The organism is Pseudomonas sp. P1.8 (assembly GCF_001269805.1).
Taxonomy (GTDB): Bacteria; Pseudomonadota; Gammaproteobacteria; order Pseudomonadales; family Pseudomonadaceae; genus Aquipseudomonas.
In genome coordinates this window covers 240,035-256,721 of the sequence record NZ_LHVM01000009.1, presented here as the reverse complement: position 1 = coordinate 256,721, position 16,687 = coordinate 240,035, and the positions used below count along the sequence as shown (strand labels likewise).

Here is a 16,687-nt window from a genome sequence, read left to right as displayed (position 1 = left end):
GTCGACACGGTGCCGCTCCAGCGCCTGACGGGCCAGTTGTCGGCCGAGTTTTTCATTCTCGATCAGCGCCGGGTAACGGTAGTCTTCGAGTGTCGGGGTAAACCCGGCGGTGATCTGGCTTTCCAGCAAGCGGCTGGGGCGCTTCAAGTCATAGCCGCGGCGCGTGGCCGTGCTGGTTCGGGTGCTCAAGCGCAGGGAGAACTGGCTGACCACCGGATGCTCGGCGACCAGGCCAGAACCTGGCTGATAAGGCGTTTCGCCGAGTTTGGGGAACCAGGTCTGATCGTCGCTGAAGACCAGGTGATGCCCATCCGGGCTGTGTTGATGGTGCCAGGCAATCCCGTCTTCGCTGCACAGCCGCTGGATGAAGTCGAAGTCGCTTTCCCCGTATTGCGTGCAGTATTCACGCACGGGACTGGTGCTGACGTTGAAGGTGAACGCATCGGCCAGGATGCCGTGCGCCTCGAGCACTTGCTTGACGATCTGCGGCACGCTCTGGTGCTGGAAAATCCGCTGGTTGTGGCTGAACTGCAAGTAGTGCAGCGCCGGCACCAGGGTCAAATGGTAGCGCGTCAGGCGCTTGCCGGACGCACCGACCGACACCTCTTCGATTTGCCCATGAAGGCCTTCGCCGTTGTGACCAAACCGCAGAAAGGCCGGCTGGCTGAGCAGGCTCTCCAGGTCCAGATCCGGGTACTCGCTGACCAACTCCACCCGGATCGCATACAAGGTGCTGATGCTTTCGACACCGTCAAACGCCAGGACCTTGAAATCGTTCCGTACGGTGGGAATTTTCAGTTCGAAATGCGCGGTATGGGCCGGCGCGAACATAGACTTGTCCTTAAGCTGAAAAATGAGACTTGAAGGTTGAATTGCCCGCCAAGGTGCCGATTAACAGATCAAGGTTTGTGCCATATTTTTAAATACGCTTGAATAACAACAAGTTACGAAGCATCCATGATTGAAATCCATTTTTGACCTGGAAATTCCAGCCAAAAGTGCGCAAGAAGTTGCGCAGTACTGTGCAACTTCTTGCGCACTTGGCTACAGCCCTTGAGCGGCCTGGTCTGTAGCAAGATCACCCGGTGTTTTTCAGAAAAAGAGTGCGCAACTTCTTGCGCATAATGGCCATACGCCCCTATTCAGATACTGAAGCCTTTCGAGCTCTATCGACTGACGCCATCCGATACAGGGGATGACGCCTGATCGCATGAAAAACGCTCTCTGCCCAACCCTTCCGCCATCGCTTGAAACTCCTTCCTGACACCTCCCCTGCGACGCCTTGGCTGCCGCCTTCACGCCCCGAGCCTCTTCGACGACAGGGTTTGGCTTTGGCCCGATGGCGGGGCAAGTCTTTTGCTTGCTCACACCACATCAAAAAAACACCTCGCCCTCCAAAGCGATACAAAAAACAAATGCGACACGTCATTTTGTGTTTGATATTAATTTGTGTATCGCTTATAAAGTTCTCCATGCCTCAGAACAGATTCAAGGCGGGAGAACAAAAATGTACGCACAGCTCGTAGACACAGGCGTCAAGCGCATCAAGGACCTCTCGGAAATGTCCGAAGAGGAACGCGCCTTCCAGGAAAAAATCGATTCAGAAATCAAGATCGAAGCCAAGAACTGGATGCCAGATGCTTATCGCCAGACCCTGATCCGGCAGATTTCCCAGCACGCCCACTCTGAAATCGTCGGCATGCTGCCCGAAGGCAACTGGGTCACCCGTGCGCCGTCGCTCAAACGCAAACTGCAATTGATGGCCAAGATCCAGGACGAAGCCGGCCACGGCCTGTACCTGTACAGCGCCATGGAAACCCTGGGCGCCGACCGCGATGAAGAAATCGCCAAGTTGCACAGCGGCAAGGCCAAGTATTCGAGCATCTTCAATTACCCGACGCTGAACTGGGCCGACATGGGCGCCGTGGGCTGGCTGGTGGATGGCGCGGCGATCGTCAACCAGGTGGTGTTGCAGCGTACGTCCTACGGCCCCTACTCCCGGGCCATGGTGCGCATCTGCAAGGAAGAGAGCTTCCACCAGCGCCAGGGCTACGAAATCCTCCTGACCATGATGCGCCACGGTACCCAAGCGCAAAAAGACATGGTCCAGGACGCGATCAACCGCCTGTGGTGGCCGTCTCTGATGATGTTCGGCCCAAGCGACGAACACTCGCCGAACAGCGCGCAATCCATGGCCTGGAAGATCAAGCGCCAGAGCAACGACGAACTGCGCCAGCGCTTCATCGACCAGACCATCCCGCAGCTGGAGCTGCTGGGCTGCACCTGCCCAGACCCGGACCTTAAGTGGAACGCCGAGCGCGGCCACTATGACTTCGGCGACATCCAGTGGAACGAATTCTACGAAGTGCTCAAGGGCAACGGCCCGTGCAACCAGGAACGCGTCACCACCCGCCGCAAGGCGATTGAAGACGGTGCCTGGGTCCGTGAAGCCGCCGTCGCCCACGCCCGCAAAAAACAAAACAAGAACGCCGCATAAGGCAATCCGACCCCCTGTAGGAGCTGCCGAAGGCTGCGATCTTTTGGCGCTTTTGAAGCCGCTGAAGATCAAAAGATCGCAGCCTGCGGCAGCTCCTACAGAAGCAAACGATGTGGAGTAACTGAAATGTCCGAGTGGACCCTCTTCGAAGTTTTCGTGCGCAGCAAGCACGGCCTCAACCACAAGCACGTCGGCAGCGTGCATGCCGCCGATACCACCATGGCCATCGAGAACGCTCGCGAGTTGTACACCCGTCGCAGCGAGGGCGTGAGCCTGTGGGTGGTGCCTTCGGGGCTGATCACCGCTTCGTCGCCGGATGAAAAGGACCCGCTGTTCGATCCGTCGGACGACAAGGTTTACCGCCATGCCAGCTTTTACGAGCTGCCGGCCGAAGTCGGGCACATGTGAGGTCGACCATGAATAACAAGACCGATCTGATCGAATACCTGTTGCGCCTCGGCGACAGCGCCCTGATCCAGGGCCAGCGCCTGTGCCAATGGTGCGGCAAGGCCCCGGCGCTGGAAGAAGAACTGGCGCTGATGAACGTCGGCCTCGACCTGGTGGGCCAGGCGCGCAACTGGCTGGAATACGCCGCTGAACTGCTGGACGACGGCCGTGATGCCGATGACCTCGCATTCCGCCGCGACGAACGCGCTTATCGCAACCTGCTGCTGGTGGAACAACCCAACGGCGACTTCGCGGTGACCATGCTCAAGCAGTTCCTCTATGACGCCTGGCATTTGCCGGTGCTGCAAGGGCTGAGTCAGTCCAGCGACGAGCGCATTGCCGGGATCGCTGCCAAGGCGGTGAAGGAAGTGACCTATCACCTGCGCCGCTCCGGCGAATGGATCGAGCGCATGGGTGACGGCACCGAGGAAAGCCACAAGCGCATGCTCGCGGCAATCCCCGAAGTCTGGCGCTTTACCGTGGAACTGATCGCCGCCGATGACAGCGAACAGCGCTTGAATGCAGCGGGCATTACTCCGGACATCGCCAGCGTCGCCGCACAATGGCTGGCCAAAGTGGAGCAGATCTTCAGTAGCTCCACCCTGCCCGTGCCTGCCGCACCGAGTTATTTCTACCTGAATGCGCGCAAGGGTCTGCACACCGAACACCTGGGCATTCTGCTGGCCGAAATGCAGTTCCTGCCACGAGCGTACCCCGATGCAACCTGGTGATCTGATCGCCAGCGACCTCGGCGCCCGGCCGGCTCAACCGACCGACCTGGCGGCTGCGTGGGCAATTCTGTCCGAAGTCATGGACCCGGAAGTGCCGGTGGTCAGCGTGGTTGACCTGGGCATTGTCCGCGATCTGGATTGGCAGGCCGGCCACCTTCACGTGGTGGTCACACCGACCTACTCCGGCTGCCCCGCGACCGAAGTGATCGAGAGCGACATCCGCGAAGCGCTGGAACTCGCCGGATTCAAGGCGCCGCAACTGGAGCGAAAATTGACCCCGGCCTGGACCACCGACTGGATCAGCGCCGACGGTCGCGAACGCCTGCGCGCCTACGGCATCGCGCCGCCCGAGGGCAGCACCAGCAAACGCAGCCTGCTCGGCGAAAGCCCGCAGGTGGTGTGCCCGCAATGCGGTAGCGCCCACACCGAGGTGCTCAGCGAGTTTGGTTCCACCGCGTGCAAGGCCCTGTACCGCTGCGTCGATTGCCGGGAACCGTTCGACTATTTCAAGTGCATCTGAGCGGCGAATCGGCCGTCCCAGCTGGAGAATAACAATGAGCAAATTTCACAGCCTGACCATCAAGGACGTGCGCACCGAGACCCGTGACGCGGTGTCCATCGCCTTCGAGATTCCGCAGGAACTGCAAGACAGCTTTCACTACACCCAAGGCCAGCACCTGGTGATGCGCACCCAACTGGACGGTGAAGAAGTCCGTCGTTCCTATTCGATCTGCACCGGGGTCAACGACGGTGAGCTGCGCGTCGCCATCAAGCGTGTGACGGGTGGACGCTTCTCGGCGTTTGCCAACGAACAGCTCAAAGCCGGACACACCCTGGAAGTGATGCCGCCGGCCGGGCACTTCTGCGTCGAGCTCGACCCGGCGCGCCATGGCAATTACCTGGCCGTGGCGGCGGGCAGCGGCATCACACCGATCCTGTCGATCATCAAGACCACCCTGCAAACCGAGCCCCACAGCCGCGTCACGCTGCTATACGGCAACCGTTCCAGCTCCGGCGCGTTGTTTCGCGAGCAGCTGGAAGACCTGAAAAACCGTTACCTGCAACGCCTGAACCTGATCTTCGTGTTCAGCCGCGAGCAGCAGGACGTCGACCTGTACAACGGCCGGATCAACGCCGAGAAATGCGAGCAACTGTTCAGCCGCTGGCTCGACGTCAAAGCCCTCGACGCCGCGTTCATTTGCGGCCCGCAGGAAATGACCGAGACCGTGCGCGACAGCCTCAAGGCCAAGGGCATGCAACCTGAGCGCATCCATTTCGAACTGTTCGCCGCCGCCGGCAGCCAGCAAAAACGCGAAGCCCGTGAGGCGGCGCGCCAAGTGGATGCGGCGGTCAGCCAGATCACCGTGATCAGCGACGGCCGCGCACTGGCGTTCGACTTGCCGCGCAACAGCCAGAGCATCCTCGATGCCGGCAATGCCCAAGGCGCCGAACTGCCCTACTCGTGCAAGGCCGGCGTGTGCTCGACCTGCAAGTGCAAGGTCATCGAAGGCGAAGTGGAAATGGACAGCAACCACGCCCTGGAAGACTACGAAGTGGTCGCCGGCTATGTGCTGTCGTGCCAGGCGTTCCCGATCAGCGACAAAGTGGTGCTGGATTTCGATCAGCTCTGAAAAGCAACACCTCCCTGTAGGAGCCGGCTTGCTGGCGATAAGGCCAATGAGTTCACCGGTGATTTCACCGGCCTTATCGCCAGCAAGCCGGCTCCTACAGGGGGAAAACCGTGGTCACCCCAAAAAAAACAAAAAAGGACGCTACCCATGAGCCCGCAAGAAGTAGAACTCATCCGCCAGCACCCGGACTTCATCCAGCTGGTTCGTCGCAAACAGAAGCTGTACTGGTCACTGAGCCTGGCCATGCTGGTGATCTATTACGGCTTCGTACTGCTGGTGGCTTTTTCCCCTGCGACCCTCGGCCAATCCCTCAACGGTGGCGTGACCACCGTGGGCATGCTGGTGGGTGTGGTGATCGTGTTCCTGGCCTTCGCGCTAACGGGTTTCTATGTCTATCGCGCCAACAACGTGATCGACCCGCTGAATGAAAAACTCAAGCAGGAGTGTGCCCGATGAGCCGCCTACTTGCGTTGTTACTGCTGCCGCTGGTGGCGGTCACTGATATGGCGATGGCCGCCGACGGCGCCGCCCGCCCACTGAACTGGAACGCCATCAGCATGTTCCTGGTGTTCGTGCTGTTCACCCTGGGCGTAACTCGCTGGGCGGCACTTCGCACTCGCTCCACCAGCGACTTTTATACCGCCGGTGGCGGCATGACCGGTTTGCAGAACGGCCTGGCGATTGCCGGTGACATGATCTCGGCGGCCTCGTTCCTCGGCATCTCCGCGATGATGTTCCTCAATGGCTACGACGGCTTGCTGTACGCATTGGGCGTTTTGGCCGGCTGGCCGATCATCCTGTTCCTGATTGCCGAGCGCCTGCGCAATCTGGGCAAGTTCACCTTTGCCGATGTGGTTTCCTATCGCCTGGAACAAACCCCGGTACGCCTGACTTCGGCTTTCGGCACCCTGACCGTGGCCTTGATGTACCTGGTGGCGCAGATGGTCGGCGCCGGCAAGCTGATCGAATTGCTGTTCGGCATCGACTACCTCTACGCAGTGATGCTGGTGGGCGTGCTGATGGTGTTCTACGTGACCTTCGGCGGCATGCTCGCTACCACCTGGGTACAGATCATCAAAGCGGTGATGCTGTTGTTCGGCACCAGCTTCATGGCGTTTATGGTGCTCAAGCATTTCGGTTTCAGCACCGAAGCGATGTTTGCCGGCGCCACCGCCGTGCACGTCAAGGGCGGCGCGATCATGGCCCCAGGCGGTTTGCTGTCCAATCCGGTCGATGCGATTTCCCTGGGGCTGGGCATGATGTTCGGCACCGCCGGCCTGCCGCACATCCTGATGCGTTTCTTCACCGTCAGCGATGCCAAGGAGGCGCGTAAAAGCGTGTTCTACGCCACCGGCTTCATCGGCTACTTCTACTTGCTGCTGATCATCGTCGGCTTCGGCGCCATCGTCATGGTCGGCACTGATCCGACATTCCGTGACGCCAGCGGCGCGATCATCGGTGGCGGCAACATGGTCGCCGTGCACCTGGCCCAGGCGGTAGGCGGCAACCTGTTCCTCGGCTTCATCTCGGCGGTCGCTTTCGCCACCATTCTGGCGGTGGTTGCCGGGCTGGCACTGTCCGGCGCCTCGGCGGTGTCCCACGACTTGTATGCCTGCGTGATGCGTAAAGGAAAGGCCACCGAGCAACAGGAAATCCGCGTTTCGCGCATCGCCACCCTGTGCATCGGTGTGCTGGCGATCATCCTTGGCTTGCTGTTTGAATCGCAGAACATTGCCTTCCTCTCCGGCCTGGTGCTGGCCATCGCCGCGTCGGTGAATTTCCCGGTGCTGTTCCTTTCGATGTACTGGAAAGGCCTGACCACCCGTGGCGCCGTCACCGGCAGCCTGGCGGGTCTGTTTTCGGCGATTGTCCTGCTGATCCTCAGCCCGGCGGTGTGGGTCAACGTGATGCATCACGATAAGGCGCTGTTCCCCTACTCCAACCCGGCGCTGTTTTCCATGAGCCTGGCGTTCTTCAGTGCCTGGCTGTTTTCCGTCACGGACAAATCACCCCGTGCCGTCCTGGAGCGTGGTCGTTATCTGGCGCAGTTCATCCGTTCGATGACTGGCATTGGTGCCTCTGGCGCCAGCAAACACTGAATAACGACCGATGAGTTGGCAGGGAATAAAAATAATGAAACCCGCATGCACCGCACGTTGTGAATCACTGTTTTCGCTGGCCGTCTTATTGAGCCTGCCCATGATCGCGCCCTGCGCCATGGCCGATTTCATCGACGACAGCAAAGCCCGCATCGATATGCGTAACCTCTACATCAATCGCGATTTCCGTCAGGACAACGCGCCGCAGTCCAAGGCTGAAGAATGGACCCAGGGATTTACCGCGCGCATCGAATCCGGATTCACCGATGGCGTGTTCGGTATCGGCCTGGACGCGTTGGGAGAACTGGGGCTGAAACTCGACTCCAGCCCCGATCGCCGCGGCACCGGTTCGCTGCCATTTGGCTCGCAAAGCCACGAGCCCGACGACGAGTACAGCGAACTGGGCCTGACCGGCAAAATGCGGGTATCCAAAAGCGTGTTGAAACTCGGCACCTTGCAACCCTTGCTACCGGTAGCGACCTACAACGACACACGCTTGTTGAGCTCGACCTTTGAGGGCGGCTTGTTGACCAGTCAGGACATCAATGGCCTGACCCTCAATGCCGGACGCCTGACCAAGGCCAACCTGCGGGACTCTTCCAGCAACGATGACATCGGCTACGCCGCCGCCAGCAGCGATCACTTCGACTTCGGCGGCGGCAGTTACGCGTTCAGCCCGCAACTGAACCTGAGCTACTACTACGGCAAGCTCGAACAGATCTACCGTCAGCAATTCGTCGGTCTGGTGCACACCCAAGCGCTGGGCAATGGCTTCAACCTGCGCAGCGACCTGCGTTATTTCGACAGCCGCGGCGACGGTGCGCAAAAGGCCGGGGGCATCGACAACCGCAACTTCAACAGCATGTTCACCCTGTCCCAGGGTGCCCACAAAGTCAGTGCGGCCTACCAGCAATTGTCCGGCGACAGCGCCTTTCCGTTCTTGAACGGGGGCGATCCGTACGTCGTCAATCTGGTGACCTTCAACACCTTTACCCGCGCCGACGAAGACTCGTGGCAACTGCGTTACGACTATGACTTCGCGGCGCAAGGCATTCCCGGCCTGACCTTCATGACCCGCTACACCGACGGTCGCCACGTCAAATCGGGGACCGTCGACAACGGTCGCGAGTGGGAACGCGACACCGATATCAGTTACGTGATCCAGAGCGGCCCGTTCAAAGACGTCAGCCTGCGCTGGCGCAACGTGACCTTCCGCTCCGGCAACGGTTTGAGTACCGCCATCGATGAGAACCGACTGATCGTCGGTTACACCGTGGCGCTTTGGTAATCCCTGAATCGCACGGCTGCGGCCGCGCCAACACTTTTCATCTCCAGGAGCAATCGTGATGTCCTCCTCACCTACACTGCATGCCCCTACCCTGCAGAGTTTCATCGCTGGCCGCTGGATCGGCCAGCAAGGCGCACAAGTACTGCGCAGCGCCATCGACGGCCATGAAATCGCCCGTACCCACGAAGAGCGCCCGGACTTCGCCGAAGCCATCGAGCACGGTCGTCGCCAGGGCATCAGCGGCTTGATGGCGCTGGACTTCCAGCAGCGCGCACAGCGTCTGAAGGCCCTGGCCCTGTACCTGAGCGAGCGCAAAGAACAGCTCTACGCGATTTCCCACCACAGCGGCGCCACCCGCGCCGACAGCTGGATCGACATCGAAGGCGGCAACAGCACACTGTTCACCTACGCCAGCCTCGGTTCCCGTGAACTGCCGTCGGGTAACGTCGTCCACGAAGGTCCGGCGATGCAGCTGAGCAAACTGGGCACTTTCGCCGGCACGCACATCCTGGTGCCACGCGGCGGCCTGGCCGTGCACATCAATGCGTTCAACTTCCCGATCTGGGGCATGCTGGAAAAGTTCGCGCCAAGCTTCCTCGCGGGCATGCCGTGCATCGTCAAGCCGGCCAGCGCCACCAGCTACCTGACTGAAGCCGTGGTCCGTCTGATGGACGAATCCGGCCTGTTGCCGGCAGGCAGCCTGCAACTGATCATCGGCGGCACCGGCGACCTGCTCGACCGCCTGCAAGGCCAGGACGTGGTGACCTTCACCGGTTCCGCCGACACCGCGGCCAAGCTGCGGGTCAACCCGAACCTGATCCGCAATTCGGTACCGTTCAACGCCGAAGCCGACTCGCTGAACTGCGCGATCCTCGCCCCGGACGTGACCCCGGACGACGAAGAATTCGAGCTGTTCATCAAGGAAGTCGCCCGGGAAATGACCACCAAGGCCGGGCAGAAATGCACCGCCATCCGCCGCGCCATCGTCCCGGCCAAGCACATCGACGCCGTGGCTACCCGCCTGCGCGATCGCCTGGCCAAAGTCGTGGTCGGCGACCCGTCGGTGGAAGGCGTGCGCATGGGCGCGCTGGCTTCCCACGATCAGCAGAAAGACGTGACCGAACGTCTGGAATCCCTGTTGCAGAGCAGCGACATGCTGTTCGGTGCCCGCGACGGTTTCGAACCGCGTGGTGTAAATGTCGACAAAGGTGCGTTCTTTGCCCCGACCCTGTTGCAGGCCCGCGACCCGCACGCCGAAGGCGGTGCCCACGACATCGAAGCATTCGGCCCGGTCAGCACCCTGATGGCCTACGATGATCTGGACGAAGCCTTGGCCCTGGCCGCACGCGGCAAAGGCAGCCTGGTCGCGAGTTTGATCACCAAAGACCCGCAAATCGCCGCCAAAGCCATTCCGGTAGCGGCTGCTCTGCACGGTCGTCTGTTGGTGCTGGATCGCGAATCGGCAGGTGAATCCACCGGCCACGGCTCGCCACTGCCACAACTCAAGCACGGCGGCCCGGGTCGTGCCGGCGGCGGTGAAGAACTCGGCGGTCTGCGTGCGGTGAAGCACTACCTGCAACGTGCCGCGGTACAGGGTTCGCCGACCATGCTGGCAGCGGTCACCGGTGAATTCGTCCGTGGCGCCAAAGTGATCGAGACCGAAGTCCATCCGTTCCGTCGCTACTTCCAGGACCTGCAGATCGGCGAGTCACTGCTGACCCACCGTCGCACCGTGACCGAAGCGGACCTGGTGAACTTTGGCTGCCTGTCGGGCGACCACTTCTACATGCACTTCGATGACATCGCAGCCAAGGAATCACAGTTCGGCAAGCGTATTGCCCACGGTTACTTCGTGCTGTCGGCAGCGGCGGGTCTGTTCGTCTCCCCCGGCGTCGGCCCGGTGCTGGCCAACTACGGTCTGGACACCTTGCGTTTCATCAACCCGGTGGGCATCGGCGACACCATCCAGGCGCGCCTGACCTGCAAGCGCAAGATCGATCAGGGCAAGAAGAGCCCACAAGGCATCCCGCAAGGGGTGGTGGCGTGGGACGTGGAAGTCACCAACCAGTTGGGAGAGCTGGTGGCCAGCTATGACATCCTGACGCTGGTGGTCAAGCGCGAGGACTAAGCCCGCCTCAGAGATCGTTCCCACGCCGTGGGAACGATCCTTCTACGCGGAACGGCGATTAAACCCGTGAAGCAAACAACGCCTGATGATCGCGGCACTGTTCCGCGCTCAGCATAAACACGCCATGCCCACCGCGCTCGAAATCCAGCCAGGCGAAATCGACTTCCGGGTACAACGCCTCGACATGCACCTGACTGTTGCCCACTTCGACAATCAACAAGCCCTTCTCCGTCAGATGATCCGCCGCTTCGGCGAGCATGCGTCGCACCAGGTTCAAACCGTCATCACCGCAGGCCAGGCCCAGTTCCGGTTCATGCTGGTATTCGTCCGGCATGTCGGCAAAGTCTTCGGAATCGACATAAGGCGGGTTCGACACGATCAGGTCGAAACGCTGGCCCGGCAAACCGTCGAAGCCATCGCCCTGAACGGTGTACACGCGCTCATCGACACCATGACGCTCGATGTTCTGATTGGCCACTTCCAGCGCTTCGAACGACAGGTCGGCCAGCACCACTTCGGCCTTCTGGAACTCGTAGGCACAGGCGATACCGATGCAGCCGGAGCCGGTGCACAGGTCGAGAATCCGTGCAGGCTCGGTGGCCAGCCACGGCGTGAAGCGGTTTTCGATCAGTTCGCCAATCGGCGAGCGCGGGATCAGCACGCGCTCATCGACAATGAACGACAGGCCACAGAACCAGGCCTCACCCAGCAGGTAAGCGGTCGGCACGCGCTCTTCGATACGGCGCTTGAGCAACAGTTGCAGGTGAACCAGTTCGTCTTCTTCCAGGTTGCAGTCGAGATAGCTGTCGGCGATTTCCCACGGCAATTGCAAGGCACCCAACACCAGTTGACGGGCTTCGTCCCAGGCATTGTCGGTGCCATGGCCGAAAAACAGATCCTCCCCATGGAAGCGGCTGACGGCCCAACGGATATGGTCACGCAGGGTACGAAGGCGGGAAGTGATCACGACGGTTAACTCCAGAAAAATCGATGGGCGATTCTACCAGCCAAACGTCGCGTCGACGACGCAGGAAAGACGCCGGCGAGAATGTAGGACTAATCTCTTTTTTAAGCGTGGTATTGAACAAATCGGGATACTTGACAACGCTGCACGCCAGTAACGACGGTGCCTACGATGGTAGCGATTCACAGAAGCGCTCAGCCAGAGGACAATGTCGCAAAAGCCCCACTCGAAGGAGCCCCAGAATGTCCGTTCCAAAAACGATGTTTCAACTCAGCGGCCGCGGTTACGCAGCAGCCAACCTGAGCCACGCAACCCTCGTCATCATCGATGCCCAGAAAGAATACCTGAGTGGCCCCCTGGCCCTGAGCGGCATGGATGAAGCGGTTGCGAACATCAAGCAATTGCTCGCCGCTGCCCGTGCTGCCGGCCGCCCAATCGTGCACGTACGCCACCTGGGCACGCTCGGTGGCATGTTCAACCCGCAAGGCGTCGGCGGTGAATTCATTCCCGGTCTTGAGCCAGAGAGCGACGAAACCGTCATCGGCAAACTGCTGCCGAGCGCATTTCACGGCACCGAACTGGCCAAGCGCCTGGAAGACCTCGGTGCCCTTGACCTGATCGTTTGCGGTTTCATGAGCCATTCGAGTGTCAGCACAACAGTCCGTGCGGCGAAAAACCTGGGTTTCCGCTGCACCCTGGTGGAAGACGCCTGCGCCACCCGCGACCTGCCTTACAAGGGCGGCGTCCTGAGCGCAGAGCACGTTCACCAGACCGAAATGGCGATCATGGGGGACAACTTCGCTACCCTCGCCCTGACTCGCGAGTTGATCTGATCGACGTTCAATGAGCGGTCTGCACCACCGCTCATCCGCAAAAACCTCTCATTCGCCGTAATTGTCTTAGCCTCAGGAACATCCCGGTCAACTCCCGGTCGAAGGGCCGATACCCATTGAGGAAGGTCGGAATGAAGATATCCGATGGTTTTGACGCTCGCCGCTTGCGGCCCAAAGGCCAAAGCAACTGGCGTTTTCGAATCGCCGCGACGTTCGCGGCGTTGCTGGCGATGTGCGGTGTACTGCTCACCATGGCCGGCATTGCCGGCCTGCTGGGTCAGGTGCCAGGCCTGGGCGAGCTCAACAGCAACCGGGCCGGTGCGGCCGTGGTTATAGTGATCGGCCTGTTTGTCCTGTACATCAGCGTCTGGCTGTGGCGCCGTTGCCGTCGTCGTGCACGGCAATCGATGGCGTTGAACATTTCTCCGCACCTGATGAAAAAACACGACTGAGCCATCGCAGCGCTGTTTTGTCGCGCCCGATTCGCTGCGAGTTGGGTAAACTGGCCGCCCTTCGCGGAGGCTGACATGCAAGACGACGATTTTTCCCTGTTCAAAAGTGCGATCCAAGGCGTCAAGCCGATCAAGCACGATCGCGCCGAAACCGGCAAACCCAAAGCTGACCGCGCGCAGATCGCCAAGCTGCGCCGGGCCGCCACCGTGCGCACAGATGCCACCACCGTCGACGGGCTGTCCGATCAGTTCGTCATCGACGTCGGCCCCGAGGACGAGCTGATGTGGGCGCGTGATGGCGTTCAGGAAAGCCAGATGCGCAAGCTCAAGATCGGCCAGATTCCGTTCGAAGGCAGCCTCGACCTGCACGGCATGAACGTGGAAAAGGCCCGGGAAACCCTTTGGGCATTCCTCGCCGAAGCCACCAAGTTCGAAATCCGCTGCGTGCGCGTCACCCATGGCAAAGCCGTGCGTCTGGACGGCAAACGCCCGATGATCAAAAGCCACGTCAACACCTGGCTGCGCCAGCATCCGCAAGTGCTCGGCTTTACTTCGTGCCAGGCCAGACATGGCGGTGCCGGTGCGGTGTATGTAATGCTGAAAAGAACCATGATGGAAGGTCGCGACGAGTAAAGCTGATGCATCGCGCTTGCAGCGCCGTGTTTGCCACCGTACCCTTGCCCTTTGCGTAAAATCCCACAGGTAGTTTCATGTCCCTGGAACAGAATTACACCGCGATCCTTGGCCAATTGGGCGAGGACGTCTCCCGCGAGGGCCTGCTCGACACGCCAAAACGTGCCGCCAAAGCCATGCAGTACCTCTGCCGCGGCTATGAACAAACGCTGGAAGAAGTCACCAACGGTGCCTTGTTCAGCTCCGACAACAGCGAAATGGTGCTGGTCAAGGACATCGAGTTGTACTCGTTGTGCGAACACCACCTGCTGCCGTTCATCGGCAAGGCGCACGTTGCCTACATTCCGAGCGGCAAGGTTTTGGGCCTGTCGAAAGTCGCGCGGATCGTCGACATGTACGCCCGCCGCCTGCAGATCCAGGAAAACCTCAGCCGCCAGATCGCCGACGCGGTCCAGCAGGTCACCGGTGCCCTGGGTGTTGCGGTGGTGATCGAGGCCAAGCACATGTGCATGATGATGCGCGGTGTGGAAAAGCAGAATTCGTCGATGATCACCTCGGTGATGCTCGGTGAGTTCCGCGAAAACGCCGCGACCCGCAGCGAATTCCTCAGCCTCATCAAGTAATTCGCCGCACGAAGAAAACCGGCATTCATCGCCGGTTTTTTTTCGTCTGCAAAAAATCAGGTAAGCTGCGCGCCTTTCTTCATTAGCACCGTGAGGCTTTCAACGTGTTCGTAAAAGCGCTTCGTGTCGGCCTTGGCCAACTGATCATCTTCATCGACTTCCTGACTCGCCCAGGCAAAAAGAAGCGTCCCGCCGCGGCCCAGGCTCAAGTCGAATCCGCTGCCAAGGGCCTGACCCTGTATCAATTCCACGCCTGCCCGTTCTGCGTGAAAACCCGCCGCACCCTGCGCCGCCTGAACGTGCCGGTGGCGTTGCGTGACGCCAAGAACAACGAGCTGGATCGCCAGGCACTGCTGGAGCAAGGCGGCAAGATCAAGGTGCCGTGCCTGCGGATCGAAGAGAACGGACAGACCACCTGGATGTATGAGTCCAAGGTGATCATTGATTATCTGGACAAGCGGTTCGCGGCAGCCTGAGGTTTTGCGGTGTCCTTGCGGACGCAATCGCCAGCAAGCCGACTCCTACAAAGTGGCGGCGCATGCAAGTTTCGTGGCCGCTGCCCGGCCCTGTGGGAGGCGGCTTGCTGGCGATGAGGCCGGTCCAGACACCATAAAACCCAGACAAAAATAAACCGGCCCTTGCGCCGGTTTATTCGTTTTCAGGCGGCTTGCGACGCTTGCGCCTGACGCACCACGCCCGCCAATCGCCCAAGCCCTTCATCGAGCCGTGCCGGATCGATATGGCTGAAGTTCAACCGCAGATACCCGTGATGGTTGTCCGGCTCAGGGAAAAATGGCTCACCCGGCATGAACGCCACATCATTGGCCAACGCATCATCGAGTAAAAGCCGCGTGTCTATCGGTTGCTTGAGTTTCAACCAGAAAAACAATCCACCCTGCGGCACATCCCAGTCCGCCAGATCGGAAAAGTGCGTCTCCAGCACCACCTGAAACGCATCCCGCCGCCCTCGGTAAAAATCGCGCAACTCACTACGGTGCTGCTGATATTTCTCGCTGCCGATCCATTGCAGCGCCTGCCACTGACCGACCCGATTGGTGTGCAAGTCCGCCGACTGCTTGAGCTTGAGCAAATGCGGGAACAGGTCGGGGCTGGCGATCAGGAAGCCGACCCGCAAACCCGGCAGCAGGGTTTTCGACACGGTGCCGGTGTAGATCCAGCTGGCTTTCTTCAGACGGCTGACAATCGGCGTGGCGTTGGCGCCATCGAAGGTCAGCTCCCGGTAAGGTTCGTCTTCAATCAGGGTAACGCTGAACTCATCGAGCAAAGCCGCCACGGCATCGCGCCTGGCCTCGCTGTAACGCACGGCCGACGGATTCTGGAACGTCGGGATCAGATAGATAAACGCCGGGCGGTGTTTTTCCAGGCGAATGCGCAACTGCTCGAGGTTCGGGCCATCGGCCTCCAGTGGCACGGTCAGGCAATCGGCACCGAACAACTGGAAAATCTGCAACGCCGCCAGATACGTCGGCGCCTCCAGAAGGATTTCCGTTCCTTTGTCGATGTACAGCTTGGCGGCCAGGTCCAGGGTTTGCTGGGAGCCGCTGACCACCAGCACCTGACTTGCCTCACATGGCACACCCAGGGCCCGCGCCTCTGCCGCCAAAGCCTCGCGCAGCGCCGGCTCACCTTCGCTCATGCCATATTGGCCAATGGACACCGGCATGTCGGCCCATTCGACCTTCGGCAACATGGCTTCGGCCGGCAAGCCACCAGCAAACGACATCATCTGCGGACGCTGGGCAGCAGCAAGGATTTCACGGATCAAAGAACTTTTAAGGCGCGAGACACGTTCGGAAAAAGCCATGGTGGTCACCGGTAGCTTGGCATGAGGAAAATGAGTCAAACTTGTTGACTGAAATTACGACAGCTCGAATGGAAACGTCAACATGCTTGACCTTAAAAATCCAATTTCCCAGCAACAGGCCATGGAAGCGTTTTTCTTCGGCTATCAGGCCTTCACCGCCAAGGCCGATGAAATGCTCGAACGCCGAGGCTTGAGCCGAGTGCATCAACGCATCGTGTTTTTTATCGCCCGCTATCCGAACCTGAGCGTCAAGGAGTTGCTGGCGTTGCTCGGCGTGAGCAAGCAGGCGTTGAACATGCCGTTGCGACAATTGCTGGAGATGCATCTGGTGGAGAGCATTGCGTCCGAGACGGACAAGCGTAAGCGCTTGCTCGAGCTGACCGATGAAGGCGCACGATTTGAGCAGGCGTTGCGGCGTGAGCAGGTGAAGTTGTTGGAGCGGGTGTTCGCCGAGGCTGGGGAGATGGCAGTGAACGGGTGGTTGGCGGTGAATCTGGCCCTTGGGAAAAGTCAGGCAGTTGTTGGCTGACTGTCCT

At 60.1% G+C, this 16,687-nt stretch carries 18 protein-coding genes; 15 read left to right on the top strand and 3 right to left on the bottom strand.

Annotation, left to right across the window (positions count from 1 at the left end; genetic code table 11):
• Window positions 1–831: type VI secretion system tip protein TssI/VgrG (gene tssI / locus AD668_RS08730; RefSeq protein WP_156322319.1), on the bottom strand; the 831-nt coding region annotated here is incomplete at its 3' end.
• A 676-nt stretch (window positions 832–1,507) separates the two neighbouring features.
• On the opposite strand from tssI, the gene paaA reads away from it, so the two are divergent.
• From paaA to paaZ, 9 genes are all read left to right on the top strand, one after another.
• Window positions 1,508–2,497, top strand: coding sequence for a 1,2-phenylacetyl-CoA epoxidase subunit PaaA (gene paaA, locus AD668_RS08725; protein ID WP_053157076.1), 990 nt, complete (start codon window positions 1,508–1,510; stop codon window positions 2,495–2,497).
• A 126-nt stretch (window positions 2,498–2,623) separates the two neighbouring features.
• Entirely contained in the window at window positions 2,624–2,905 is a 282-nt protein-coding gene (gene paaB, locus AD668_RS08720) for a 1,2-phenylacetyl-CoA epoxidase subunit PaaB (RefSeq protein ID WP_053157074.1), read from the top strand.
• A gap of 8 nt (window positions 2,906–2,913) precedes the next feature.
• Window positions 2,914–3,675 (top strand): 1,2-phenylacetyl-CoA epoxidase subunit PaaC, encoded by a 762-nt coding sequence (paaC, locus tag AD668_RS08715; RefSeq protein WP_053157072.1) that lies wholly within the window; start codon window positions 2,914–2,916, stop codon window positions 3,673–3,675.
• On the top strand, window positions 3,662–4,195 hold the full coding sequence (gene paaD, locus AD668_RS08710; RefSeq protein WP_053157070.1) for a 1,2-phenylacetyl-CoA epoxidase subunit PaaD: 534 nt from the start codon (window positions 3,662–3,664) through the stop codon (window positions 4,193–4,195). The genes paaC and paaD overlap by 14 nt, the downstream gene beginning before the upstream one ends.
• Window positions 4,196–4,229: 34 nt before the next feature.
• Complete coding sequence (gene paaE, locus AD668_RS08705; protein WP_053157068.1) at window positions 4,230–5,306, top strand: 1,2-phenylacetyl-CoA epoxidase subunit PaaE; 1,077 nt, start codon at window positions 4,230–4,232, stop codon at window positions 5,304–5,306.
• Window positions 5,307–5,453: 147 nt separating this feature from the next.
• Window positions 5,454–5,762: a DUF485 domain-containing protein gene (locus tag AD668_RS08700; RefSeq protein WP_053157064.1), complete on the top strand. Its 309-nt coding sequence runs from the start codon at window positions 5,454–5,456 to the stop codon at window positions 5,760–5,762.
• Window positions 5,759–7,405: a cation acetate symporter gene (locus AD668_RS08695; protein WP_053157061.1), complete on the top strand. Its 1,647-nt coding sequence runs from the start codon at window positions 5,759–5,761 to the stop codon at window positions 7,403–7,405. Before AD668_RS08700 ends, AD668_RS08695 begins: the two co-directional genes overlap by 4 nt.
• A 34-nt stretch (window positions 7,406–7,439) precedes the next feature.
• On the top strand, window positions 7,440–8,693 hold the full coding sequence (locus AD668_RS08690) for an OprD family porin (RefSeq protein ID WP_053157058.1): 1,254 nt from the start codon (window positions 7,440–7,442) through the stop codon (window positions 8,691–8,693).
• A 58-nt stretch (window positions 8,694–8,751) separates the two neighbouring features.
• Entirely contained in the window at window positions 8,752–10,821 is a 2,070-nt protein-coding gene (gene paaZ, locus AD668_RS08685; protein WP_053157055.1) for a phenylacetic acid degradation bifunctional protein PaaZ, read from the top strand.
• A gap of 58 nt (window positions 10,822–10,879) precedes the next feature.
• Here the strand turns inward: paaZ and prmB are convergent, their stop codons facing one another.
• A complete protein-coding gene (gene prmB, locus AD668_RS08680) occupies window positions 10,880–11,788 on the bottom strand; it encodes a 50S ribosomal protein L3 N(5)-glutamine methyltransferase (RefSeq protein ID WP_053157052.1) in 909 nt (302 codons plus the stop codon).
• 239 nt (window positions 11,789–12,027) lie between these two features.
• Between prmB and AD668_RS08675 the strand changes: the two genes are divergently transcribed.
• From AD668_RS08675 to AD668_RS08655, 5 genes are all read left to right on the top strand, one after another.
• Window positions 12,028–12,618: a cysteine hydrolase family protein gene (locus AD668_RS08675; protein ID WP_053157049.1), complete on the top strand. Its 591-nt coding sequence runs from the start codon at window positions 12,028–12,030 to the stop codon at window positions 12,616–12,618.
• Window positions 12,619–12,749: 131 nt separating this feature from the next.
• A complete protein-coding gene (locus tag AD668_RS08670) occupies window positions 12,750–13,070 on the top strand; it encodes a hypothetical protein (protein ID WP_053157046.1) in 321 nt (106 codons plus the stop codon).
• A gap of 75 nt (window positions 13,071–13,145) precedes the next feature.
• The gene (locus tag AD668_RS08665; protein WP_053157045.1) at window positions 13,146–13,703 is read left to right on the top strand and encodes a Smr/MutS family protein; all 558 of its coding nucleotides are present in this window, start codon (window positions 13,146–13,148) and stop codon (window positions 13,701–13,703) included.
• A gap of 77 nt (window positions 13,704–13,780) precedes the next feature.
• Window positions 13,781–14,326: a GTP cyclohydrolase I FolE gene (folE, locus tag AD668_RS08660; RefSeq protein WP_003204506.1), complete on the top strand. Its 546-nt coding sequence runs from the start codon at window positions 13,781–13,783 to the stop codon at window positions 14,324–14,326.
• A 104-nt stretch (window positions 14,327–14,430) separates the two neighbouring features.
• The gene (locus tag AD668_RS08655) at window positions 14,431–14,802 is read left to right on the top strand and encodes a glutathione S-transferase N-terminal domain-containing protein (RefSeq protein ID WP_053157042.1); all 372 of its coding nucleotides are present in this window, start codon (window positions 14,431–14,433) and stop codon (window positions 14,800–14,802) included.
• Between the two features lie 182 nt (window positions 14,803–14,984).
• On the opposite strand, the gene AD668_RS08650 is transcribed toward AD668_RS08655, so the two are convergent.
• A complete protein-coding gene (locus AD668_RS08650; RefSeq protein WP_053157039.1) occupies window positions 14,985–16,151 on the bottom strand; it encodes a PLP-dependent aminotransferase family protein in 1,167 nt (388 codons plus the stop codon).
• A gap of 82 nt (window positions 16,152–16,233) precedes the next feature.
• Here AD668_RS08650 and AD668_RS08645 point away from each other — a divergent pair, with 82 nt between their 5' ends.
• Window positions 16,234–16,680 (top strand): MarR family winged helix-turn-helix transcriptional regulator, encoded by a 447-nt coding sequence (locus tag AD668_RS08645; protein ID WP_053157036.1) that lies wholly within the window; start codon window positions 16,234–16,236, stop codon window positions 16,678–16,680.
• The last annotated feature ends 7 nt before the right edge of the window (window positions 16,681–16,687 follow it).

Excerpts from the sequence above, each read along its gene's own strand:
- paaA (WP_053157076.1), top strand. The coding sequence starts at position 1,508 with ATGTACGCACAGCTCGTAGACACAGGCGTCAAGCGCATCAAGGACCTC.
- paaB (WP_053157074.1), top strand. The coding sequence starts at position 2,624 with ATGTCCGAGTGGACCCTCTTCGAAGTTTTCGTGCGCAGCAAGCACGGC.
- paaC (WP_053157072.1), top strand. The coding sequence starts at position 2,914 with ATGAATAACAAGACCGATCTGATCGAATACCTGTTGCGCCTCGGCGAC.
- paaD (WP_053157070.1), top strand. The coding sequence starts at position 3,662 with ATGCAACCTGGTGATCTGATCGCCAGCGACCTCGGCGCCCGGCCGGCT.
- paaE (WP_053157068.1), top strand. The coding sequence starts at position 4,230 with ATGAGCAAATTTCACAGCCTGACCATCAAGGACGTGCGCACCGAGACC.
- AD668_RS08700 (WP_053157064.1), top strand. The coding sequence starts at position 5,454 with ATGAGCCCGCAAGAAGTAGAACTCATCCGCCAGCACCCGGACTTCATC.
- AD668_RS08695 (WP_053157061.1), top strand. The coding sequence starts at position 5,759 with ATGAGCCGCCTACTTGCGTTGTTACTGCTGCCGCTGGTGGCGGTCACT.
- AD668_RS08690 (WP_053157058.1), top strand. The coding sequence starts at position 7,440 with ATGAAACCCGCATGCACCGCACGTTGTGAATCACTGTTTTCGCTGGCC.
- paaZ (WP_053157055.1), top strand. The coding sequence starts at position 8,752 with ATGTCCTCCTCACCTACACTGCATGCCCCTACCCTGCAGAGTTTCATC.
- AD668_RS08675 (WP_053157049.1), top strand. The coding sequence starts at position 12,028 with ATGTCCGTTCCAAAAACGATGTTTCAACTCAGCGGCCGCGGTTACGCA.
- AD668_RS08670 (WP_053157046.1), top strand. The coding sequence starts at position 12,750 with ATGAAGATATCCGATGGTTTTGACGCTCGCCGCTTGCGGCCCAAAGGC.
- AD668_RS08665 (WP_053157045.1), top strand. The coding sequence starts at position 13,146 with ATGCAAGACGACGATTTTTCCCTGTTCAAAAGTGCGATCCAAGGCGTC.
- folE (WP_003204506.1), top strand. The coding sequence starts at position 13,781 with ATGTCCCTGGAACAGAATTACACCGCGATCCTTGGCCAATTGGGCGAG.
- AD668_RS08650 (WP_053157039.1), bottom strand. The coding sequence starts at position 16,151 with ATGGCTTTTTCCGAACGTGTCTCGCGCCTTAAAAGTTCTTTGATCCGT.
- AD668_RS08645 (WP_053157036.1), top strand. The coding sequence starts at position 16,234 with ATGCTTGACCTTAAAAATCCAATTTCCCAGCAACAGGCCATGGAAGCG.